Below are 21,757 nucleotides of genomic sequence, written 5' to 3' on the forward strand. Positions count from 1 at the left end.
CCCTTCATGCCCTCCCGATGGAGACGACGATCGCCGCATCGTCACGCATCTCGAGACTGTCGCCGGCATCGATGGCGATGCGCGAGCTGAGCTCCTCCACCACCAGCGGCCCCTCAATCCGGTCGCCTGCCCGCAGGTCCTCGCGCCGATACCGCGGCATCTCCACCCAGCCCCGGGGAAGGCGGATGCGGGCGGTCCCGACCGGCTCGAGCGCCTCGCCGTTGCGCTTGCGGGGGCCGGCTGCGCCGAACCGGCCGACCTTGCCGATTGCCCGGATTCGCAGGTTGACCAGCCGGACAGGACGCCCCTTGACGTCGAAGTTCCAGTGGCGGCGGTGCTCGCGGATGAAGTTCTGCCCGATGGCATCGACCGCCGCCCGATCCATCTGCCCGTCGGGGATTTCCACCAGCATCGTGTCGCCCTGACCGAGATAACAGCAATCGGCGCGCCGCTCGATCACGACGTCCTGCTCGGCGATACCCGCCTCGCGCAGCCGCGCCCGGCCGAGCCGCTCGAGATCGGCAATGCGGGCGGCGAGCATCTCGGGCTCCACCTCCTCGACGTTCTGCACGATGGACGCCTGGAAATCGTGGATAACGTCGGAGACCAGCATTCCGAAGGCGCTGAATACCCCCGGCATCGGCGGCAGCACCACGGTCGGGATTTCCAGCTCGCGCGCCAGATCGACCGCATGCACCGGTCCGGCACCGCCATAGGGGATGTAGACGAAGTCGCGCGGATCGTAGCCGCGCTCTACCGAGACGAGGCGCATCGCCTGCGCCATCAGGGCGTTGGCGACCTGGCGGACCGACAGTGCAGCGTCCTCGACGCTGACGCCGAGCGGCCCGGACAGATGGGTTTCGATCGCCGTGCGGGCGGCCGCGACGTCGAGCTTGAATTCGCCGCCCATGAAGCTGCCAGGATCTACATGGCCGAGGACGAGATTGCAGTCGGTGACGGTCGGTCGGGTGCCGCCACGGCCATAGCATGCCGGCCCGGGTTCGGCGCCTGCACTCTCTGGCCCGATGCGGATGCCCCCTGCCCCGTCGATCCACGCGATCGAGCCGCCGCCGGCGCCGATCGAGATGATGTCGATGTTGGGGCAGCGGATCGTGTAGGTGTTCAGCATGGTCGAGTTGCGCATCTCCGGACGCGCGTCACGGACCAGGGAAACGTCGAAGCTCGTCCCGCCCATGTCGCCGGCGATCGCATTGGCGATCCCCATGCGTTCACACAGCCTGGCAACCGCCGTCACGCCCCCAGCCGGACCCGAGGCGAGCAGCGTCACCGGCCGTTCGTTGATCGCCTCCGGCGGCGTCAGACCACCATTCGACTGCATGAAGAAGATGTCGGCCGCAATGCCGAGCTCGCGCGCCTTGCGGGTGAAGGTGGTCGCGTACTGGCCGCAGCGCGGCCCGAGCATCGCGTTGACCACCGTCGTGCAGGTGCGCTCGTACTCCATGATCTCCGGATTGACCTCGATCGAGCCGGTCACGAAGATATCGTTTACCTGCGCGCGGATGCGGTTCAGCGCCTGACGCTCGTGGCATTCGTTCACCGGTGAATTGATGAAGCACACCGCCAGCGCCTCGACACCGTCGCGCTTCAGGCCCTCGAGGCAGTCGTCGAGCTCGGCCTCGTCGAGTGCCGTCTCGACCGACCCGTCATAGGCGATGCGCTCGCTCACCTCGCGACGCAGGTAGCGGGGGACGAGCTCGCGCGGCGCCTCGAAGAACAGGTCGTAGAGATCGGCGCGATCATGCCGCCAGCCGCGGCGCAGCTCCAGGATGTCGCGGAAGCCGCGCGTGGTGATCAGGCCGGTCCTGGCGCCCTTGCCCTCGATGACCATGTTGGTGGCGATCGTCGTGCCGTGTCCGACGAAATCCACCGCGCCCGGTGTCGACTTGCTCAGCGCGATGATCGCCTTGAGACCGTTCAACGCGCCGACCGTCGGATCCTGCGGAGTCGTCGGCACCTTGGTCGACCACACGGCACCACTGGCATCGTCGAACATGACGACGTCCGTGAACGTTCCGCCCACATCGATGCCGACCCGCCGCATGCGCTCTCCCGCCCGCTTCCCGGTGTTTGCCACCAACCGGAAACAGTCGGCGGCAGCCCTGCCATCGCACAGCCCTGCGCGGGCTCTTCAATGAAACGTTTCATACCGTATCGCCAGCTCGGACCCGCTGTCAACAGTCCGGGCGGCTCAGTCGGTCGAATCTTCGACCTCACGCGCCTCCAGCCGCGGATATCGTCCATCGATCAGGCGATAGCGGTCGAGGATCGCATCGCGAACACGCGACCGCGCGATCTTGCCCATCGGATTGCGCGGGATTGCCGGGACAGCTGCGAGGATCCGGGGGCGCTTGAACCTGGTCATGGCCTCGATGGCCGGCGCAAGCGCCTCCTCCCAGCCGGCCGGGGCCCCGGCCACGGCCGCCGCGATCACCTCTCCCCAGTAGCTCGACGGCAGCCCGACGACGACGATCTCGCCACCTGGCAGCGCCGGGCGCAGCTGCGCCTCGATCTCCTCGGGCGTGACCCGGTAGCCGCCCGTCTTGATCACATCCGCCTCGCGCCCGACGAGATGCAGTCGCCCCTCGGCGTCGACGAAGCCGAGGTCGCCGGTTCGGTGAAATTCCCCGGGCGCCTGCTCGCGCACGCCCTCCTCGGTGAGCGTGGCGATGAGCATGTGCTGGGCGCGGATCAGCACCGGCCCGACTCGCGGCTGGTCGGGCGGAGCTTCGCCCGTCGGGGACTCCGGCACAGGCGCCTCCTCAATCCCGATGGCCACCTCGACACCGCTCGCCGGCCAGCCCACGCAGATGCTCGACCGCGACCGCGGATCATCGTACCAGCGGTCGGTCTCGGCTGGCGTCAGCACGGTGATCGGATTGAACACCTCGGTCTTGCCGAAGGTGACGCGGACCACCGGACCGAAGATCGCCCGCGCCCTTGCATAGAGTTCCGTCGACAGCGGCGCCGTACCGGTGAAGATCGTGGCGATCCCGGCAATTTCCTCGCCTTCCACGATCTCGACGAGTCTCGACAGCACGGTCGGCGGCGCAAAGATCTGGTCGACATCACCGGCGCGCAGCACGCGGCCGACAGTATCGGGCTCGACCCCGCCCAGCAGCAGCACCGACCCACCGCCATCCAGGAATGCCTGGGTCAGCAGACTCGCGCCATGCGCATAGGGCGTCATCAGCAGGATGCGTCGGCCCGGCGCCGCCGCCACCGGCATGGTGGCGCGCTGCAGGATGTTGGCGATCCAGCGGCCGCCATGCGAATGCACGATCCCCTTTGGCCTGCCAGTCGTGCCGGAGGTGAACATGATCCGCCCCCATGTGCCGGGATCGACGCGGATGTCCGGCAGGCTTTCGAAGGCCGCCGGCGCAATGTCCTCGACGATGATCGTCTCGGTCCCGGCACCGGCGAATCCGGTGTCCAGCGCGGACGACGTCAACAGCAGCCGGGCGCCGACCAGCGTCAGGCAATGCCGTGCCTCGGCTGCGGCGAAGGCCGGATTGATTGGCGCCTCCGCCGCCCCCACGAGCGCGGCAGCAAGGCTGGCGGCGACCGCCTCGCGGCCGTTCGGCAGCATCGTCGCCACCGGTTCGCCCGGCGCGACGTCGCACGCCAGAAGCCGGGCCGCCATGCCCGCAGCGGCAGCGTAGAGATCCGCATATGTCACATCGCCACGCGCGTCGGACACCGCCACCCGGCCGGCGTGCTGGCGGACAAGGGGTAGCCACTCGGATTTCCACGATATCGGCTTCATGGTCCTCCCGGCGGGTGGCTGGCGCGGCTCGCGCCACCGGCAGATGCCGGCGTGACTTGATGAAACGTTATATTGACGAGACGGACGTTGCCACATTACCGTCTTCACGACAAGCAAGAGGTGGATGATGACTCATCGCAGACCCCTCGACGGCATCGTCGTCGTCGAGCTCGGCCACAGCGTCGCGGCGCCCTATGCCGGACTGATCCTGGCCGATCTCGGGGCGCGCGTCATCAAGGTCGAGAATCCGGATGGCGGCGACTACGCCCGCGGCTGGGGGCCACCGTTCTGGGGCGATACCTCGTCGTCCTTCGCAGCGCTCAATCGCGGCAAGGAAGGGATCACCGTCAACTATGCAGACCCCGGGGACGCCGCCTTCCTTCGTGGTCTGATCGTCGACGAGGCCGATGCGGTCATCCAGAACCTGCGCCCCGGCATCCTCGAGCGGTTCGGCCTCACGGCGGAGTCCCTGCGCGCCGAGAAGCCGTCGCTGATCTGGTGCGACATCGGCGCCTTCGGCGCGACCGGTCCGCTCGCCCGCAAGCCTGGCTACGACCCGCTTGTGCAGGCCTCCACCGGCATCATGAGCGTGACCGGCGAGGGCGATCGCCCGCCGGTGCGGGTCGGCGTGTCACTGGTCGACATGGGATCGGGCATGTGGGCCGTGATCGGGCTGCTGTCGAGCCTGATCGCCCGTGCCCAGACCGGCGAGGGAACCCAAGTCTCGACGTCGCTCTACGAGACCGGGCTAGCCTGGATGACGATTCCGCTCGCCGGCTACGAGGCGGCGGGCGACGTGCGCAAGCCCTACGGGTCCGGCGTCGCCGAGATCGTGCCGTACCAGGCCTATCGCACCGCCGACGGCTGGCTGATGATCGCGGCCGGCAACGACAATCTGTTCCGCAAGCTCTGCGCGGCGCTCGGCCTCGAACATCTCGCCACCGATCCCGCCTTTGCCACCAACGCCGCCCGCGTCACCAACCGGAACCGACTGCTGCCAATCATCGAGGAGGCGGTTTCGCACTGGCAACCTGACGAGCTCGCCGCCCGCCTCGACGAGCTCGGCGTGCCGAATTCGCCACTGCTCACCGTGGATCAGGTCGCCCGCCATCCGCAGACAGCCGCGCTCGGGATGTCGGTCGACAGCGGCGGCCTCAAGCTCATGGGCGTGCCGCTCGCCTTTGACGGCGTGCGTCCGCGCATCGCATCGCCCGCCCCGAAGCTCGGCGAGCACGATGCCCACCTGAAGAAGATGCCGAGGAAGCGCCTTGCAGACCAGCTTTGAGACGATTTCGACCGAGCGGTTGTCGCCGCATGTGATGGTCATCACACTTGACCGGCCGCACGCTGCCAATGCCATGAACACGCAGATGGGCCTCGATCTGATGGCGCTGTTCGAGACGTTCCTGATCGACCATCAGGATCTGCGCTGCCTCGTCCTCACCGGACGTGGCGACAAGGCGTTCTGCGCCGGCGGCGACCTGAAGGAGCGCCGCGGCATGTCGGACGAGACATGGGCCGCCCAGCACGCGATCTTCGAGCGCATGGTGCGCGCCGTCATCGGCTGTCCGCTGCCCGTCATCTGCGCCGTCAACGGGGCGGCTTATGGCGGCGGCTGCGAGATCGCGGCGGCCTGCGATTTCGTCTATGCCTCGACCAACGCCCGTTTCGCCCTGACCGAGGTGACGCTCGGCATCATGCCGGGCGCCGGCGGCACCCAGAACCTTGCCCGCGCCGTCGGTGCCCGCCGCGCCAAGGAGATCATTCTGACCGGCCTGCCGTTCACGGCGGCAGAGGCCGAGGCCTGGGGGCTGGTCAACCGGGTGTGCGAGCCGGCCGAGCTGCTGCCCGCAGCGCTCGCGACCGCAGACCGCATCGCCGCCAACGCGCCGATCTCGGTACGCCAGGCAAAGCAGGCAATCCAGCGCGGCCTCGACATGTCGATCTGGGACGGCCTCGCCTTCGAGATCGAGGCCTACAACCGGATGGTCCCGACCGAGGACCGCCGCGAGGGCGTCAACGCGTTCAACGAGAAGCGCAAGCCGGCCTTCAGGGGCCGCTAGGAGGATCGCCGCCATGACCGAGAAGGCCCACCTGCGCGAGGTCGGCCTGCGCGACGGGCTGCAGATGGTCAAGACCATCCTGACGCCGCAGCAGAAGCTTGAATGGTGCCGTCGCGAAGCCGCTGCCGGCGTCGGCGAGATCGAAGTCACGTCCTTCGTTCCGGCCAAGGTCGTGCCGCAGTTCGCCGACGCTGCCGAGGTCGCCGCCGGCGCGCTGCAGCTGGGCGGCTTCACGGTCTCCGCTCTGGTGCCGAACCTCAAGGGCGCCGAGCGCGCCTTCGCGATCGGCGTCAGCAAGATCAATTACGTCCTGTCGGCAAGTGAGGAGCACAATCTGGCGAATGTCCGCCGCTCCACTGCGGAATCGATCGAGGATTTCCGGCGGATCGTCGCGCTCAGGAACGAGCGGGCACCGGACGCACGGGTTGGCTGCGGCATCGCCACCGCCTTCGGCTGCACGATCGCGGGCGCGGTGCCGGAAAGGCGCGTCGTGGAAATCGCCGCCACGCTGGCCGAACTCGGTGCCGACGAGATCGTCATTCCCGACACCGTGGGCTACGGCCACCCCGGCCAGGTACGCAGCCTGATGCGCGCGGTCATGACAGCGGTGGGAGATGTGCCGGTCGCGTGTCACTTCCACGACACGCGCGGGCTCGGCCTTGCCAATGTGACGGCGGCGCTCGAGGTCGGTGTGCGCGCCTTCGACGCCTCGCTTGGCGGACTGGGCGGCTGCCCCTTCGCACCGGGCGCCACCGGCAATATCGACAGCGAGGACACCGTGTTCCTGCTCGAATCGCTCGGCTTCGACACCGGCATCGATATCGAGGCGCTGGTCGACCTGCGCCGCACGGTGGAATCCTGGCTGCCGGGCGAGCGCTTCTGTGGAGCCGTGGCGCGCGCCGGCCTGCCCAGAACGTACCGACCTGCCGCCGAGGTGACCTGATACGGTTCGGCCGGCCGATACCCTTCGGAAGGATGAGAATGGATCAGATCAACGACGCCGCGGCAGGCGCTGCCGTCCATGTCGAGCTCGGCGAGGATTTTCCCGAACTGCGCGAGGCCGTGCGCCGAATCGCCAGCGGCTTTCCACCGGCATACTGGCGCCGGCTCGATGAGGAGCAGGCCTATCCGAGCGAATTCGTCAAGGCGCTGACCGCCTCAGGCTTCCTCGGCGCGCTGATCCCGGAAGAATATGGCGGGTCGGGTCTGCCGCTGCGCGCCGCCGCCGTCATCCTCGAGGAGATCAACGCCAGCGGTTGCACGGCAAGCCCCGCTCATGCCCAGATGTACATCATGGGCACGCTGCTGCGACATGGCAGCGAGGCGCAGAAGCGCCGCTATCTGCCCGCCATCGCATCGGGCGAACTGCGCCTTCAGGCCTTCGGTGTCACCGAGCCGACCACAGGCTCGGACACGACCCAGCTCAAGACCCGGGCTGTGCGTCAGGGCGACCGCTATATCGTGAACGGCCAGAAGGTCTGGACTTCGCGGGCACTCCATTCCGACCTGATGCTGCTGCTCGCCCGCACCACGCCGGCCGACCAGGTGCAGAAGCGTACCGACGGCCTGTCGGTGTTCCTCGTCGATCTGCGCGAGGCGCGCGGCAACGGTGTCGAGATCAAGCCGATCAGGGCGCTTATCAATCACAACACCACCGAGGTGTTCATCGACAATCTGGAGGTGCCGGCCGAGAATCTGATCGGCGAGGAAGGCAAGGGGTTCCGCTACATCCTCGATGGCCTGAATGCCGAACGTATCCTGGTCGCCACCGAATGCGTCGGGGACGGCCGCTGGCTCCTGAAGAAGGGGGTCGAATACGCCAAGGAGCGCGTCGTCTTCGGCAAGCCGATCGGCGCCAATCAGGGCGTGCAATTTCCGCTCGCCCGCGCCTATGCCGAGCTCGAGGCGGCCGATCTGATGTGCCGCAAGGCGGCCGCGCTGTTCGACGCCGGGAGGCCCTGCGGCGAGGAGGCCAACATTGCCAAGTTGCTTGCCTCTGAGGCGACCTGGCACGCTGCCGAGGCCTGTCTGCAGACCCATGGCGGCTTCGGCTTCGCCCGCGAATACGACGTCGAGCGGAAGTGGCGCGAAGTCAGGCTGTACCAGACCGCGCCGATCTCCACCAACCTGATTCTCGCCTATATCGGCCAGCACGTGCTCGGCATGCCGCGCTCGTACTGATGCTGCAACCGGAGTCGAACGCCATGACCGGGTTGACGCGACAGGCCGCCGAATTCCTCGCCGGGCTGCATCCGGACGCAGTTCCCGACATCTGCCTCGATACCGCAGCCCTCGGCACGACCGATTGCGTCGCCGTGATGATCGCCGGCAGCGAGGAGGATGCCTCGCGGCTGGTACGCGAACTGATCTCACCCGCCTCCGGCCCCGACACCGCGCCGCTGATCCCTTCCGGCGTGATGCTGGCATCGGCCGACGCGGCGCTGGTCAACGGCGTCGCCGCCCACGCGCTCGACTATGACGATGTCGGTATCGACGGCCATCCGAGCACGGTGCTCGTCCCGGCGATCCTCGCCGAGGGCCATGCACTCGGCATCTCCGGCGCCCGTGCACTCGCCGCCTACGTGGCGGGCTATGAGCTCTGGGCGCTGCTGGACTCGCTCGAGCCCGGCAAGCTGCACGACCGAGGCTTTCATCCCACCGCCGTTCAGGGCACCGTGGCGACGGCGGCCGCCTGCGCGGTGCTGCACGGCCTCGATGCTGACCGGGCCGCCAACACGATCGCCATAGGTGCCTCGCTGGGGGCAGGCCTTGTCGCCAATTTCGGCACCATGACGAAGCCCCTGCACGCCGGCCGCGCCGCCCAGTCGGGCATCCTTGCCGCCCGCCTCGCCGCGCGCGGCTTCACCGCCTCGCCAGACGTGCTGGAGCATCGTACGGGCTACCTGCGTGCGCACTCGCCGTCCGGTACGCCGGATCTGGACAAGCGCGACCATGGTCTTGGCCGAATCTGGCGGATGGCGCAACTCGGCCTCAACATCAAGCGGTATCCGCTCTGCTACTCGACGCACCGCGCGATCGACGCGATGCTCGACCTTGTCGAGGCGCATGACCTGACGCCTGACGAGGTGCGCGAGATCCGCGTCGGCGCCGGCGGGCCCGAACTGCTGATGCTGCGCAACCACGCCCCGAGGACGGGCCTCGAGGCAAAATTCTCGATGGAGTTCGCGATGGCGAGCGCGCTCGTCGCCCGCCGGGTCGGACTTGCCGAGCTGAGCGACGGCTTCGTGCGCCGCCCTGATGTCATCGCGGCGATGCGCAAGGTCGCCTGCACCGCGGTTCATGACGGCATCGCCGGCATGCCCGATTCCCCGCCCGACACGGTGGAGGTAGAACTCGTGACCGGCGAGGTGCTGCGCCACGAGCCCGTGCAGTTTGCACAGGGCAGCTGGCAGAATCCCCTGAGTCGCGACGGGCTGCGCGGGAAGTTTCTCGACTGTGTGACCGGACACCTCGCCGACGGACGGGCCGAGCGCCTGTTCGAGCAGCTGGTCGGACTCCGCCGGATCGACAACCTGCGCGATCTCGACTTCGCAACCGCCAACCTGCCTCACCGCCACTGAGCCTGATCCGCCCGTTTCGCGCGCCTTGAGAGGAACGCCCGATGCCCGCCCTGCCCACTGCCCAGATCCCCGGCGTCTATCATCGCCGCGTCGGCGACATCCTCGTCACCGCGCTCTGTGACGGCTACATGGACGGGTCCTACGACATCTTTCGCAACGTCGATGCCGCCGAGGTGGACGAAATGCTCGGGGCCGCGTTCCGGCCCTCGCCGCCGCGCATCTCGATCAACTGCTTCCTCATTCGCACGAAGGACCGGGTTGCGCTGGTCGATGCTGGCTCAGGGGATTCGATGGGGCCGACTCTGGGAAGGCTCCCGGCCTCGATGGCGGCGGCCGGGGTCGCGTTCGCGGACATCGACACCGTGCTGCTGACCCACGTTCACCCCGACCACTCCAACGGGCTGACCGCCGCCGACGGCAGCCGCAACTTCGAGAACGCCGAACTGGTCGTCTCGGAGGCCGATGTCCGCCACTGGCATGACGATGCCGAGATGGCCCGGGCCAGCGAGCGTCAGAAGCTGCGCTACTTCGAGTGGGGCCGATTCCAGTTGCAGCCCTATGCCGACCGGCGCAGACACGCCGAGGGCGAGGTGTTCCCGGGCATCACCGCCCTCCCGATCGCCGGTCACACACCGGGCCACACCGCCTATGTCGTCGCTTCAGGTGGCGAAACGATGATGATCTGGGGCGACGTCTGCCACGTCCCGGAGATCCAGCTGCCCCGGCCGAGCGCGACGATGATCTTCGACAGCGATCCCGAAGCGGCTGCCGCCTCGCGACGCCGCGTGCTCGACATGGTGGCGACCGACAGGCTGCTGGTCGCCGGCATGCATCTGCACTTTCCCGGCTTCGCCCACATCGTGCGCGACGGTAATGGCTACGCGGCGATCCCCGAGGCCTGGGCGTTCACGGTGTAGCGGCCTCGCTGGGGCGCGGGCGGGCGCGACGGCGCGGTCAGTGGGTGAGGCGGAAGTAGAGCATCGGCAGCTTCTCCGGCAGTGCTGCCACGCGGTCGATCAGCATGACGTTGCGGCGACCGAAGATTCGGCTGAGATAGCCGGTGCCGTTGCCATCGAGCCCGACGCAAAACACGTCGATGCCCTCTTGCGACAGCAGCTGTACCGCCCGGCGGGCATCCTCGACCAGATAGGTGCGGTCGAGCACGTCAACGTCGGACGGCTCGCCGTCGGTGACGATCAGCAGCAGCCGGCGATGGGTGAGGCAGCCCCTGAGCTCGGCGCCGGCGTGGCGGATCGCCGCGCCGATCCGGGTCGAGTAACCGCCACGCAGCCCGGCCAGGCGGGCCTTCACGGCGTCGCCGTAGGGCTCGCCGAACTCCTTGATCCGGTAGTAGCGAACCTCATGCCGCGTGTCCGAACAGAAGGCCCGCACGGCATAGGGGTCGCCCACTTCGGCCATGGCGGTGGACAGCAGTGCGGTAGCCGCCCGCTCCAGCGCAAAGACGCTCGTCGTCGTGCCGCGCACGATGTCCTTGGTCGATTCCGAAATGTCGAGCAGCACGAGGATCGACAGATCGCGGTTGCGCAGCACCGAGGTCTCGTAGACACGCGGATCCGGCGTCAGCCCGCTGCGTCGGTCGACCGTGGCCTGGATTGCGGCATCGAGGTCGAGACGGTCGCCGTCGGGCTGGCGCCTGACCCTGACCGGCCGGCTCACTCGCGCGGACCGGATAAGCCGCGAGATCCGCGCTGTGACCTCCGGGTAGTCCGCCATGATCCGGTCGATGATCTCCGGCCGCGCCGTCCTCGGCGAGAAATCCATGATGGTCGTCCATTCCACCCGATCGTGGCCGATGGCGTAGTCCCACTCCGGATAGCGTGCGACAGGCAGGCCGACATCGTCCTCCACCGCTGACAGCCGCGCCGCAATGCTCGCCTCGTCGCGGGCCTGCTCGGCCCGCTCACGCTGGTGTGGCTGGTCCTCGTTCTCCGTCTGCTGGATCTTGATCGAGTCCGTCATGATCTCGGCCTGCTCGTCGGCAGATGTCGAGGGCTCGCCGAAATCCCACAATCCCAGGTTGTCGTCGCGATAGGGCGGCTGGACGACGTAGGTCCTGGCGTTGAACTGGACGCGCATCTGGCCGAGATCGTTGCCGAGCAGCGAGCCCATCTCGCGGCTCATCTCGGAATCGTCCCAGCGACCACGCTGATCGTGGAACATCTCCCTGCCCTTGCGCACCCACGGATCGTGATCGCGAAAGGCGGGATCGATCAGCGCCCGCGCCAGGCGCGCGAGCAGGACCGGCGCGACCTGCGAGCCATTCGCCTCCGCGACATGGAAGCTCCTCCAGAGCCGGCCGAGCCCGGGGAACTCGCGCATCGCCAGCGCCTCGACGCGGGCGTCCTCGATCAGCGACACCAGCGCGACCTGGATCGGCTTCAGTTCGCGCACCGGAAACCGTTCCGGCGTGAACATCAGGTGAGCGCCGACATGGGCGAGGGATGCCCGGTAGAGCCGTTCCGACTGTGCGGCGCTGTAGCCGGGGAAACTCTCCGGCATGCGGATCATGTAGCGGTCGAACGTGGTGCGGCGCACCGGCTTGACGGCCGGGCCGCGCGGCGCCGCGCGGATCACCGGCCGCATGCCCCACAGGGCAGCAAGGTAGAGTCTCAGATGCCGTTCAACGTGGTGGAAGGTGGTGTCGCCCGCGCCATCCCGAAACAGCCGCAGTGCCGCGCCGTCGGCAAGCGACAGATAGGCGAGGCGCCGGCCGGGATCGTCGCCCGCCGCCCTGAGCCCGGCCAGCAGCCACCGGCGGAACCCTGCAGCATCGACGTTCGACAGGATGAACTCGGTCTGCCGCGCCACCGCCTGAAGGGACTCTGGCGCTGCCGCCGCCAGTTCCTCCATCGCGGCAAGCCAGGAGCTGAACGCGTCGCGCCCCCCGAGCAGGCGTGCCGCGTGGTCCGAGGCGACCAGCAGCTCGATCGCCGGTCCCTCGCCGGCACGCCGCGCCGCCTGCTGGACCACCGGCACAAGCCTGAGCGTCGCCTCGGCCCCGACCAGCCGTGCGCAGGCCGGGGTCACCTTGGCGAACAGCGCCACCGCCCGTCCGCCGAGTCCGGACGACACCAGCGCATCCAGGCCCTCGCTCCATTGGTCGAAGGCTGGCCCCGGAAACATCTCGCGCACCGCCCGCCAGCCGGCCTCGCCGACCAGTTCGACGAGGCGCGCACGGTTCATCAGATCGTCGATCGGGTTGGGGTTGCGTGCCATCGGCGGGCTTGAGCAGTGTTCAGGAGAGTGCGGCGACGGCCTCGCGCAGTGCGCTGCGGATGTCGGGATCGTCGGTGATCGGCAGGATGACGGCCATTTCGAATGCCTCGTCGGCGGACACGCCGCGGGCGATCAGCCGGCCCGCGTGGATGAGCATGCGCGTCGAGGCACCCTCTTCGAGCCCGTGGCCCCTCAGATTGCGCGACCGCTGGCCGGCGCGAACCAGCCGCTCGGCCACGGCCATGTCGACACCGGATTCGTGGGCGACGATCTCGGCCTCCACCTCGGCAGCCGGATAGTTGAAGTCGATCGCCCCGAACCGCTGCTTGGTCGATTCCTTCAGATCCTTCAGGACGCTCTGATAGCCGGGATTGTAGGAGATCACGAGGTGGAAGTCGGGATGGGCCCGCACCAGTTCGTTTCGCTTCTCGATCGGCAGCACCCGCCGGTCGTCGGCCAGCGGATGGATCACCACGGTGGTGTCCTGTCGTGCCTCGACGATCTCGTCGAGATAGCAGATCGCGCCATGACGCACGGCGACCGCCAGAGGCCCATCGTGCCAGGCCGTACCGGCGGAATCGAGCAGGTAGCGGCCGACGAGGTCGGACGCGGTCATGTCCTCGTGGCAGGCGACCGTGACCAGCGGCCGCTTCAGCCGCCAGGCCATGTGTTCGATGAAGCGCGTCTTGCCGACGCCGGTCGGCCCCTTGAGCATCACCGGCATGCGGGCGGCATAGGCCACCTCGTAGAGATGCACCTCGTTGCCGACCGGCCGGTAGAACGGCTCGTCGTGGAGCAGGTAGTCCGCGAGTTCCATGGGGTCTCCCGAGTGGTCGCAGGCCCCTCCTGCCTGCCGCCCGACGGAGGCGGCAGATGCATGGTCGGGGCCGCCATCATTTCGGCCGCACCGGGCCGCCCATGCCGGGACGGCCCGGCCCGCTGCGTCAAGCAGCTCAGCGGTGTGCCACCGTCTTGGGGTTCGGAATGCCCTCGATCGGACATTCGTCGGTGCCGGGCGAGGCGCGGGTGATGGCCTCGACCATCTCCCTTGTTCCCTCCGGATCGGTCACCCACTTGCTGTAGAAGTCGTACGGACAGGCTGCCAGACCCTTCGCCGTCTCGCCGGAGTTGATCATGCCGGTGTAGCCGCGGTGCAGCAGCTTGTAGAGATGGTTCTGCGACTGCATGTTGCGGCGCGCGTCGCGCAGCAGCGATTTCGACAGCTGGGCGTACTGGATGCCCATCTCCTCCTCGCCGCATTCGCCGAGCGTGCGGCCGTCGAAGCCGATGATCGCCGAATGGCCGAAATAGGAGTAGACGCCGTCGAAGCCGGCGGCATTGGCGACGGCAACATAGACGTTGTTCGCCCAGGCCATCGCCTTGGCCATGATGACCTGCTGGTCCTTGGCCGGATACATGTAGCCCTGGCAGCGGACGATCAGTTCGGCGCCCTTCATCGCACAGTCCCGCCAGATCTCGGGATAGTTGCCGTCATCGCAGATGATCAGGCTGATCTTGAGGCCCTTGGGACCCTCCGAGACGTAAGTGCAGTTGCCCGGATACCAGCCCTCGATCGGAACCCAGGGCATGATCTTGCGGTATTTCTGAACGATCTCCCCCTTGTCGTTCATCAGGATCAGCGTGTTGTAGGGCGCCTTGTTGGGATGCTCCTCGTGCCGCTCGCCGGTCAGCGAGAACACGCCCCACACCCCGGCCTTGCGGCACGCCTGCGCGAAGATCTCGGTCTCCTCGCCCGGGCAGGTCGAGGCCGTTTCATACATTTCCTTGGAATCATACATGATTCCGTGGGTCGAATACTCGGGGAAGATGACGAGATCCATGCCCGGGAGGCCGACCTTCATGCCGACCAGCATGTCGGCGATCTTTCGGGCATTCTCAAGAACCTCGGCCTTGGTATGCAGCCGTGGCATCTTGTAGTTGACGACCGCCACGCCGACCGTGTCGTTACTCGAAGAAATGTCACCATGAAGCATTTGGTACCTCCCACTTGCATGATCTGGGTTCGAAACGCCCGCCCGAGAGCCCTCACACGGCCATGTGGCGGTTGACGAGGTCGTCGGTCAGGTCACTGACCGGCCCGCCGGCGACCACGCGTCCCTTGTCGATGATGGCGAAACTGTCCGAGGCGGAGCGCGCGAACGCGATGTCCTGATCGACGAGGACGATGGTGATGCCGAGCTCCTTGTTGAGGCGCCGGATCACCGTCTCGATCTGTTCGACGACATTCGGCTGGATCCCCTCGGTCGGCTCGTCGAGCAGGATGATCCTGGGGCTGCTCAGCAGCGCCCGGGCGATCGCGAGCTGCTGTTGCTGGCCGCCCGACAGATTGCCGCCGCGCACCCCGAGACGCTCCTTCAGGACGGGGAACAGCGAGAAGATGAACGCCTCGTCGACCGGGGGGCGCGTCTCGTCGCGCGCGAAGGTGCCCATCCTCAGGTTTTCAGCGACCGTGAAACGGGGCAGGATGCCGCGGCCTTGCGGCACGTAGCCGATGCCCGCCCGCGCGCGCCGGTAGGTCGGCATGCCCGAAATCTCGACACCATCGAGCCGGATGCTGCCGCGGGTGCGGTCCATGAGCCCCAGGATCGCGCGCAGCAGCGTCGTCTTGCCGACGCCGTTACGCCCGATGATCGACAGGAAACCGCCGTCCGGAACCCGGATGTCGACGTTCTGCAGCGCCCGGGAATTGCCGTAGTAGGCATCGAGCCGGCTGATCTCAAGCATGACCGATCCCCATCGACCCGAGATAGACTTCCCGCACCTTCTCGTTGCGCTCGATCTCGGCGACGGTGCCCTGCGCCAGCAGACGGCCCTGGTGCATCACCGAGATCACATCGCCGATCTCCTTGACGAAGCCCATGTCGTGCTCGACCACGATGATGGTGTGCCGTCCCTTCAGCCGGTTGCAGATTTCCGCGGTCTTGTGCGTTTCCTGGACGGTCATGCCGGCGGTCGGCTCGTCGAGCAGGATCAGCTCACTGTCCTGTGCGAGCAGCAGGGCGATCTCCAGCCACTGCGTCTGTCCGTGCGAGAGGTAGCCAGCCTGCCGGTCGAGCACTTCACCAAGGCCGACGAACTCGGCGAGCGCCTCCAGTTCCCGTCGCCCGGAGATGCCCGGTCGGAACAGGTTTGCAAACACGCCGGTCTGCTTGCAGTTGGCGACCTCGAGGTTCTCCCGCACCGTCAGCTGGCGCAAGACGCTCGGAACCTGGAACTTGCGACCGACTCCGGCCCGGGCGATCTGATACTCGTCGAGATTGGAGATCACCTTTCCCGCGTAGCGGATTTCGCCCGAACTCGGCCGGATCTTGCCGCAGATCAGGTCGAGTGCCGTGGTCTTGCCGGCCCCGTTCGGCCCGATCAGACAGCGCAACTCGCCCTTGCTGACGGACAGATTCAGGCCCTCGATCGCCTTGAAGCCGTTGAAGCTCATGACGATGTCGACGAGCTCGAGATGGCTCTCGTTCATTGTGCCGCTCCCGCCGTCTTCGCCGCTGCGCCGTCGCCGGCGGACTCCTCGTCGTCGACCGGACGCCCGCGGGCGCCGGCGATCCGATCGCGGACGATGTCGACAAGCCCGGCCAGTCCCTTAGGCAGGAACAGCACGACGAGGACGAACATCGCGCCCATGATCAACGTCCACGTGTCGAGGAAGGTCTCGGACTCCGAGAGCGCGCCCTGCATGCCGGCCACCAGGATGGCGCCGAGCATCGCGCCGAGCAGGCTCTGCCGTCCGCCGACCGCGACCCAGATCACCACGGCGAGGCTGAGCGGCACGCCGAGGAACGTCGGCGAAGCGAACTCCATGACCACCGTGTAGAGCATGCCGGCCAGGCCGGCGATCGCCGCCGAGACCGAGAAGGCGAAGTTCTGGTAGGCGGCGACGTCGTAGCCGAAGAACCGGACGCGGTTCTCCTGATCCCGGATCGCCTGGAGGATCAGCCCCGTCTTGCTGCGGGTGATCGCCAGCGCCGTCAGAAGGCTGATGGAAAGGCCGCTGGCGACCAGATAGTAGGTCGAGCTCGAATAGGCATCGAATTCGAAGCCGAACAGCTCCAGCTGGGCAAGATCGGTGATCCCGTTGAAGCCGCCGGTATAGGGCTGCTGGTCGATGATCAGCAGGTTGCCAACAACGAGGGCCGCGAGCGTGATGATCGCGACATAGACGCCGGTGATCCGGCCACGGAACATGAACCAGCCCAGCACCGCCGCGCAAAGCGCCGGCACCAGCAGTCCGGCGATGATGGCGAATGTCAGCGAATAGAACGGTTGCCAGAACAGCGGCAGCGTCTCGATGTTGTTCCACACCATGAAGTCCGGCAGCCCCTCGGCACCGGTATGAACCGGCACCGTCCGAAGCTTGAGCGCCATCGCCATGCAGTAGGAGCCGAGACCGAAGCTGAGCGCCTGACCGAGGTTGAGAATTCCCGCGTAACCCCAGGACAGGGCGAGCGCCATCGCCAGGATGCTGAGCACCAGATAGCGCGCGATGCGGTTGAGCAGGAAATCGTTGTCGATGAAGCTGGGCAGCAGGAACACGGCGATGCAGACCGTCACATAGACGAGGACCTGGATGTGGGCCCTGCCGATGCGTATGGAGCGCGGCTTCGCGGCCATGGACTGAGTTCCCCCGATCGTTGTCATGACCGCACGCGCACCGCGAACAGGCCCTGCGGGCGGAACCGGATGAGGACGACGATCGCCAATAGCACCAGCGCCTTGGCGATGGTGTCGTTGCGGATGTAGGCGATCACCCCGGTCAGTTCGCCGAGCAGGAAGGCGCTGCCGACCGTACCGAACAGGCTCTGCACTCCGCCGAGCACGACGACGAAGAAGGCATCCACCACGTAGCCGGTGCCCATCTCCGGCGACACGCTCTTAAGCGGTGCGACGAGCGCGCCGGCGAGCCCCGCCAGCCCGGCACCGTAGGCGAAGGTGAGCCCGAACACGCGGCCCGAATTGATGCCGAAGCAGTTTGCGATGCTGCGGTCCTGCACGATCGCGCGCAGCTTCATGCCAAGCGTCGTGCGGTACATCAGCAGCCAGGTGACGGCGAACAGAACAACGACCGTCAGGAAGATAAAGACGCGGTAGGCGGAGACGTCGACCCCGAGAATCGTCGTCGAGTGGCCGAGCGCAGCCGGCATCTGCACGTAGCGCAGTTCGCCGCCGGCGGTCAGCCGGACGATCTGCTGCAGCATGACGCCGATCCCCCAGGTGGCCAGGATCGTGTCGAGCGGGCGTTCGTAGAGATGGCGGATGACGCCCTTCTCGACGAGCCAGCCCAGTATCGCAACGCCGAGAAAGACCAGCGGCAGACTAGCCAGCAATCCCAGTCCGAAATAGGCGTTGAGAACCCATGCGCCGTAAGCGCCGAGCATCACGAACTCACCGTGCGCCAGGTTGATGACGCCCATCGTGCCGTAGATGATCGCCAGCCCCAGCGCGACGAGCAGCAGCACCGCGGCGATGCCGAGCCCGGTAATCAATTGCTGAAGAACGATGTCCATCGTGCCCCTCTCCGAATTCGTCGCCACGACCGCGGCAGCGCTTCTGCCGCCGCGGCCGACCGAGCCGTGGCTCAGCTCTCGACGAGTCCGGATGCCGTGCACTGCTGGTTGGGATAGGCGGCATAAGGGTCCGGGGCGATCCACTCGGAGGACTCCACCAGCACCTCGAACTGGCCGTCCGACTTGGCCACCGCGATCTTCGGCCACAGCCATGTGTGCAGGTTCTCCGGCTCGATGCGGACCCGGCCCTGCGGCGCGATCATCTCCTCGCCCTTGACGGCCTCGCGGATGTTCTCGGGCGTGATATCGCTCGGGGCGAGCTTCTCGACCGCCTGCTTGAACAGATAGACCTGGAAGTAGGACGGCTCGGAGACGAAGTGCGTCACCTTGTCGGCGCCCCAGCGCTTCCGGTAGGCCTCGACGAACTTCTCGTTCTCCGGCGACTGGTGGACCATGAAGTAGGGAGCCGAGGTGAAGTGGCCCGCGGCCGCATCACCGCCCATCGCCGCCACCTCGTTCTCCGACGTCGTCAGGCTCGCCATCGGCATCTTCTCAGGATCGAGGCCGGCAGAGCGGTATTGCCGGTGCAGCGCGACCACCGAGTCGCCGACGACGGTCGAGAAGATCACGTTCGGTTGGGTCGAGCGGATCTTGTTGATGACCGAGCTGAATTCGGAATGACCGAGCGGCACGTATTCTTCCTCGACCACCTCGCCGCCGAGCTCGGCCAGCAGCTTCTTGCAGTAGTTGTTTTCCTCGCGCGGATAGATGTAGTTCGAGCCGATCAGATAGAATTTCGGCCCGAAGTTCTTGAACAGCCAGGGGATGAATTCGTCCTGCTGCTGGTTCGGCACGGCGCCCGTGTAGATGACATTCTTCGAGCACTCGCGGCCTTCGTAGAGGGTCGGATACCAGTAGAGATTGTTCCGACGCTCGAACACCGGCAGCACCGCCTTGCGGCTGGCCGAGGTGTAGGAGCCGAACACGCTGACGCACTGGTCGCTCACCACGAGCTTGCGCGCCTTGTCGGCGAATGTCGCGGGATCCGAAGCCGGATCCTCGACAATCGGCACGATCTTCATGCCGTTGATGCCGCCCGCGTTATTGATCTCCTCGATGGCAAGGATCGTCGCCTTGTTGAGCGACTCCTCGATGATCGCGGTCGTTCCGGTCAGCGAGAACAGCACACCGACCTTGATCTCGCCGTTCGCGGCCCGCGCCAGCCCGTAGTCCTTGATCCAGATGTGCGGGAAACCCGCCGCTGCCGCGACCGCACCGGTCGCTGCCGTAGCCTTCAGGAAGTCGCGTCGTTTGATGGCCATGTCCGAACCCCTCTCGTGAACGCAAAAAACCCAGCGACAGACCGGAAAGTCTGTTGCGGGGCAATGTCGCCCGTATCTGATTTTGGCGGCGCTGTTGCCGCTTGCTGGTCACCCAAGCGTGGGAACGTTATTTCAGCAGTTCATGGCTGTCAACAATTGCGCGCGCCAATGTGACGATCGTCACGCGGCGTTCCATCGCCTGGTTGCGGATGAAGGAATAGGCACCGTCCTCGTCCATCCCGCGCTGGGTCATGAGGATGATCTTGGCGCGCTCTATGTCCCTGATTCCCTTGACGTTTTCGTCAAGCCGCGCGATCCGGGTGCGCAGTCGGCGGATATAGCCGTGCTGGCTGCGGGCCACCGCGAGGGTGGTGGCGAACTCTGCCGCGCCGAACGGTCGGAACAGCACTGCATCAGGCGAGCAATCAAGCAGCTGCTTGCGGTCGAACCCGCCACGCTCCGGCAGCAGCACCATAAGGGTCGCCGTCGACTCGCCGGGCATCCAGGGCAGACGTTCGCCCAGCCCGTCGATCATGTCCGTCACGATCACATCGACGTCATAAGGAAACCTGTCGGGCGGTGGCCACACATGGGTGACGATGCCGCGGCGCGACTGGAGTTCCCGCAGCAAGGCCTCACCCGTCGCATCGCGCTCGCAGGCGACGAAGGCCGAAAGTCGGGGCTGCAGGGAAGAATCGTGTCGCATGGCAGGCGTGCGGTCGTTCAGGTCTCCACGCCCGGCGACCTGACGAGGCACTGCAGGAAGGGATCCGCATCGACCGACGAATTGGACTCCCAGAGCAGGTCGAACTGGCCGCGGTCGTTGGCGCGACCAATGCGGGCCCAGACATTGGCGTGGCTGCAGCCCGGATTGATGGCAATCGGCCCCTGCGGGGCGTCGAACGTGGTGCCGAGCACAGTTGAACGCAGCACATCGGTGTCGAGCGTGTCGGTCAGCTCGAGGGCGCGGGCGAACATGTGTACCTGAAAATAGGCAGCCTCCACGCACATGTTGGTCGGCTCGTCCTCGCCGAACCGCTGCTTGTAGCGCGAGACGAAACTCTCGTTACGCGAACCCGGCAGCCCCTGGAAGTAGGGTGCAGCGGTGATGTGACCAAGACCGACGTCGAAGCCCATCGCCTTGATCTCGGCCTCGGTGGTGGTCAGGCTCGCGATCGGCATGGTACGCGGATCAAAGCCGAAATCGGCATAGGTCTGATACAGCGCAACGGTCGAGTCGCCGACCACGGTCGAGAAGATCACGTCGGGCTGGGTGCGCCTGATCTCCTGCATGATCGGCAGGAAATCGGTCCGGTCGGCACGCAGGCTGACATAGCGCTCGCCGACCATCTCGCCGCCGCGCCGCGACAGCAGCTCGCGCATGATGCGGTTCGATTCCCTTGGATAGACATAGTCGGACCCGACGAAGAAGAACCGCGTGCCGTAGCGCTCGGTGAGAAAATCGCACAGGGCGAAGCTGTTCTGGTTTGGCGCGGCACCCGTATAGATGATATTCGGCGAATATTCGAACCCCTCGTAGAGGGTCGGGTACCATAGCAGTCCGTTGAGCCGCTCGACGATTGGCAGCACTGCCTTGCGGCTGCTCGAGGTATAGCAGCCGAAGATCGTGCTGACGCCATCCGCCACCAGCATCCTGCGCGCATAGCTGCGGAACAGCGCATTCTCCGAGGCCGGATCGTAGATCACCGGAACGATCTCGCGTCCATTGACGCCGCCGGCGGCGTTGATCTCCTCTATGGCGATCAGCGTGCCGCGCAGCTGCGTCTCCTCGATCACCGCCATGTAGCCGGTTCGCGAGAACAGCACGCCGACACGCCACGGTTCGGACGTCTGGGTGCTCGAATACATCTCCGGGGCCCCCTCATCGGTCGGCCGGAAGCTCCGCCGTCCTCGCGACGACGCTTCACACTTCGGGAAAGCCCTTCATTGGCGTTTTCGTTTTATTTGGAATAGTGCAACGTGACTTGAAGGCTTGTCAACGAAATGCAGGGCTGATCATTGGGGCGCAACACGCAGGGCGCGAATCGTCGCATCCGTCATTGTCAGCACGCCTGTCGGCGGGGGTGGCTGTCCCGCGTTCCTTGCGGTAAGGCACGGCATCGTCGGGGGAGAATGCAACACCTATGTCGGTCCTGTCGCTGTTCGACCTGTCAGGGCGTCGCGCCCTTGTCACCGGAGCCAGCCGCGGCATCGGCAGCACCATCGCGGTGGCGCTGGC

At 66.6% G+C, this 21,757-nt stretch carries 18 protein-coding genes and 1 pseudogene; 7 read left to right on the plus strand and 12 right to left on the minus strand.

The genetic code is table 11. The features are described 5' to 3' along the window. Positions 1-4: 4 nt before the first annotated feature. Positions 5-2,062 carry a hydantoinase/oxoprolinase family protein gene (locus EDC22_RS14285; protein WP_132807354.1) on the minus strand — a complete coding sequence of 686 codons (2,058 nt, stop codon included), beginning with the start codon at positions 2,060-2,062 and terminating at the stop codon, positions 5-7. A gap of 147 nt (positions 2,063-2,209) precedes the next feature. Further along, the gene (locus EDC22_RS14290; protein WP_165926918.1) at positions 2,210-3,784 is read right to left on the minus strand and encodes a class I adenylate-forming enzyme family protein; all 1,575 of its coding nucleotides are present in this window, start codon (positions 3,782-3,784) and stop codon (positions 2,210-2,212) included. 127 nt (positions 3,785-3,911) lie between these two features. Here EDC22_RS14290 and EDC22_RS14295 point away from each other — a divergent pair, with 127 nt between their 5' ends. From EDC22_RS14295 to EDC22_RS14320, 6 genes are read left to right on the plus strand one after another with little or no spacing between them, the layout of a single operon-like run. Then, on the plus strand, positions 3,912-5,069 hold the full coding sequence (locus EDC22_RS14295; protein WP_132807356.1) for a CaiB/BaiF CoA transferase family protein: 1,158 nt from the start codon (positions 3,912-3,914) through the stop codon (positions 5,067-5,069). Then, the gene (locus tag EDC22_RS14300) at positions 5,053-5,847 is read left to right on the plus strand and encodes an enoyl-CoA hydratase-related protein (protein ID WP_207903789.1); all 795 of its coding nucleotides are present in this window, start codon (positions 5,053-5,055) and stop codon (positions 5,845-5,847) included. The genes EDC22_RS14295 and EDC22_RS14300 overlap by 17 nt, the downstream gene beginning before the upstream one ends. Before the next feature lie 13 nt (positions 5,848-5,860). Next, positions 5,861-6,790, plus strand: coding sequence for a hydroxymethylglutaryl-CoA lyase (locus EDC22_RS14305; protein WP_132807357.1), 930 nt, complete (start codon positions 5,861-5,863; stop codon positions 6,788-6,790). 38 nt (positions 6,791-6,828) lie between these two features. After that, positions 6,829-8,028 (plus strand): acyl-CoA dehydrogenase family protein, encoded by a 1,200-nt coding sequence (locus tag EDC22_RS14310; protein ID WP_132807358.1) that lies wholly within the window; start codon positions 6,829-6,831, stop codon positions 8,026-8,028. Between the two features lie 23 nt (positions 8,029-8,051). Beyond that, positions 8,052-9,428: an MmgE/PrpD family protein gene (locus tag EDC22_RS14315; protein WP_132807359.1), complete on the plus strand. Its 1,377-nt coding sequence runs from the start codon at positions 8,052-8,054 to the stop codon at positions 9,426-9,428. 41 nt (positions 9,429-9,469) lie between these two features. After that, positions 9,470-10,345: an MBL fold metallo-hydrolase gene (locus tag EDC22_RS14320; RefSeq protein WP_132807360.1), complete on the plus strand. Its 876-nt coding sequence runs from the start codon at positions 9,470-9,472 to the stop codon at positions 10,343-10,345. A gap of 37 nt (positions 10,346-10,382) precedes the next feature. Here the strand turns inward: EDC22_RS14320 and EDC22_RS14325 are convergent, their stop codons facing one another. From EDC22_RS14325 to EDC22_RS14370, 10 genes are all read right to left on the minus strand, one after another. Then, the gene (locus tag EDC22_RS14325; protein WP_165926919.1) at positions 10,383-12,665 is read right to left on the minus strand and encodes a nitric oxide reductase activation protein NorD; all 2,283 of its coding nucleotides are present in this window, start codon (positions 12,663-12,665) and stop codon (positions 10,383-10,385) included. 19 nt (positions 12,666-12,684) lie between these two features. Next, positions 12,685-13,482: a CbbQ/NirQ/NorQ/GpvN family protein gene (locus tag EDC22_RS14330; RefSeq protein WP_132807362.1), complete on the minus strand. Its 798-nt coding sequence runs from the start codon at positions 13,480-13,482 to the stop codon at positions 12,685-12,687. Between the two features lie 136 nt (positions 13,483-13,618). After that, positions 13,619-14,659, minus strand: a complete 1,041-nt coding sequence (locus tag EDC22_RS14335) for an aliphatic amidase (RefSeq protein WP_132807363.1) — start codon at positions 14,657-14,659, stop codon at positions 13,619-13,621. A 52-nt stretch (positions 14,660-14,711) separates the two neighbouring features. Further along, positions 14,712-15,410 (minus strand): urea ABC transporter ATP-binding subunit UrtE, encoded by a 699-nt coding sequence (gene urtE / locus EDC22_RS14340; RefSeq protein ID WP_132807364.1) that lies wholly within the window; start codon positions 15,408-15,410, stop codon positions 14,712-14,714. Beyond that, entirely contained in the window at positions 15,403-16,155 is a 753-nt protein-coding gene (urtD, locus tag EDC22_RS14345) for an urea ABC transporter ATP-binding protein UrtD (RefSeq protein ID WP_132807365.1), read from the minus strand. Before urtD ends, urtE begins: the two co-directional genes overlap by 8 nt. Beyond that, on the minus strand, positions 16,152-17,303 hold the full coding sequence (gene urtC, locus EDC22_RS14350; RefSeq protein WP_132807366.1) for an urea ABC transporter permease subunit UrtC: 1,152 nt from the start codon (positions 17,301-17,303) through the stop codon (positions 16,152-16,154). Before urtC ends, urtD begins: the two co-directional genes overlap by 4 nt. 23 nt (positions 17,304-17,326) lie before the next feature. Further along, positions 17,327-18,196: an urea ABC transporter permease subunit UrtB gene (gene urtB, locus EDC22_RS14355; RefSeq protein ID WP_132807367.1), complete on the minus strand. Its 870-nt coding sequence runs from the start codon at positions 18,194-18,196 to the stop codon at positions 17,327-17,329. Between the two features lie 71 nt (positions 18,197-18,267). Then, positions 18,268-19,518: a transporter substrate-binding domain-containing protein gene (locus EDC22_RS14360; protein WP_132807368.1), complete on the minus strand. Its 1,251-nt coding sequence runs from the start codon at positions 19,516-19,518 to the stop codon at positions 18,268-18,270. Positions 19,519-19,645: 127 nt separating this feature from the next. Beyond that, positions 19,646-20,224 carry an ANTAR domain-containing response regulator gene (locus tag EDC22_RS14365; protein ID WP_132807369.1) on the minus strand — a complete coding sequence of 193 codons (579 nt, stop codon included), beginning with the start codon at positions 20,222-20,224 and terminating at the stop codon, positions 19,646-19,648. A gap of 17 nt (positions 20,225-20,241) precedes the next feature. Beyond that, on the minus strand, positions 20,242-21,387 hold the full coding sequence (locus EDC22_RS14370) for a transporter substrate-binding domain-containing protein (RefSeq protein ID WP_132807370.1): 1,146 nt from the start codon (positions 21,385-21,387) through the stop codon (positions 20,242-20,244). A 275-nt stretch (positions 21,388-21,662) separates the two neighbouring features. Here EDC22_RS14370 and EDC22_RS14375 point away from each other — a divergent pair. Next, positions 21,663-21,757: pseudogene (locus EDC22_RS14375) on the plus strand (2-deoxy-D-gluconate 3-dehydrogenase); the annotation flags it as partial.

The sequence above is a fragment of the Tepidamorphus gemmatus genome, assembly GCF_004346195.1.
Classification (GTDB): domain Bacteria; phylum Pseudomonadota; class Alphaproteobacteria; order Rhizobiales; family Tepidamorphaceae; genus Tepidamorphus; species Tepidamorphus gemmatus.

Excerpts from the sequence above, each read along its gene's own strand:
- EDC22_RS14285 (WP_132807354.1), bottom strand. The coding sequence starts at position 2,062 with ATGCGGCGGGTCGGCATCGATGTGGGCGGAACGTTCACGGACGTCGTC.
- EDC22_RS14290 (WP_165926918.1), bottom strand. The coding sequence starts at position 3,784 with ATGAAGCCGATATCGTGGAAATCCGAGTGGCTACCCCTTGTCCGCCAG.
- EDC22_RS14295 (WP_132807356.1), top strand. The coding sequence starts at position 3,912 with ATGACTCATCGCAGACCCCTCGACGGCATCGTCGTCGTCGAGCTCGGC.
- EDC22_RS14305 (WP_132807357.1), top strand. The coding sequence starts at position 5,861 with ATGACCGAGAAGGCCCACCTGCGCGAGGTCGGCCTGCGCGACGGGCTG.
- EDC22_RS14310 (WP_132807358.1), top strand. The coding sequence starts at position 6,829 with ATGGATCAGATCAACGACGCCGCGGCAGGCGCTGCCGTCCATGTCGAG.
- EDC22_RS14315 (WP_132807359.1), top strand. The coding sequence starts at position 8,052 with ATGACCGGGTTGACGCGACAGGCCGCCGAATTCCTCGCCGGGCTGCAT.
- EDC22_RS14320 (WP_132807360.1), top strand. The coding sequence starts at position 9,470 with ATGCCCGCCCTGCCCACTGCCCAGATCCCCGGCGTCTATCATCGCCGC.
- EDC22_RS14325 (WP_165926919.1), bottom strand. The coding sequence starts at position 12,665 with ATGGCACGCAACCCCAACCCGATCGACGATCTGATGAACCGTGCGCGC.
- EDC22_RS14330 (WP_132807362.1), bottom strand. The coding sequence starts at position 13,482 with ATGGAACTCGCGGACTACCTGCTCCACGACGAGCCGTTCTACCGGCCG.
- EDC22_RS14335 (WP_132807363.1), bottom strand. The coding sequence starts at position 14,659 with ATGCTTCATGGTGACATTTCTTCGAGTAACGACACGGTCGGCGTGGCG.
- urtE (WP_132807364.1), bottom strand. The coding sequence starts at position 15,410 with ATGCTTGAGATCAGCCGGCTCGATGCCTACTACGGCAATTCCCGGGCG.
- urtD (WP_132807365.1), bottom strand. The coding sequence starts at position 16,155 with ATGAACGAGAGCCATCTCGAGCTCGTCGACATCGTCATGAGCTTCAAC.
- urtC (WP_132807366.1), bottom strand. The coding sequence starts at position 17,303 with ATGGCCGCGAAGCCGCGCTCCATACGCATCGGCAGGGCCCACATCCAG.
- urtB (WP_132807367.1), bottom strand. The coding sequence starts at position 18,196 with ATGGACATCGTTCTTCAGCAATTGATTACCGGGCTCGGCATCGCCGCG.
- EDC22_RS14360 (WP_132807368.1), bottom strand. The coding sequence starts at position 19,518 with ATGGCCATCAAACGACGCGACTTCCTGAAGGCTACGGCAGCGACCGGT.
- EDC22_RS14365 (WP_132807369.1), bottom strand. The coding sequence starts at position 20,224 with ATGCGACACGATTCTTCCCTGCAGCCCCGACTTTCGGCCTTCGTCGCC.
- EDC22_RS14370 (WP_132807370.1), bottom strand. The coding sequence starts at position 21,387 with ATGTATTCGAGCACCCAGACGTCCGAACCGTGGCGTGTCGGCGTGCTG.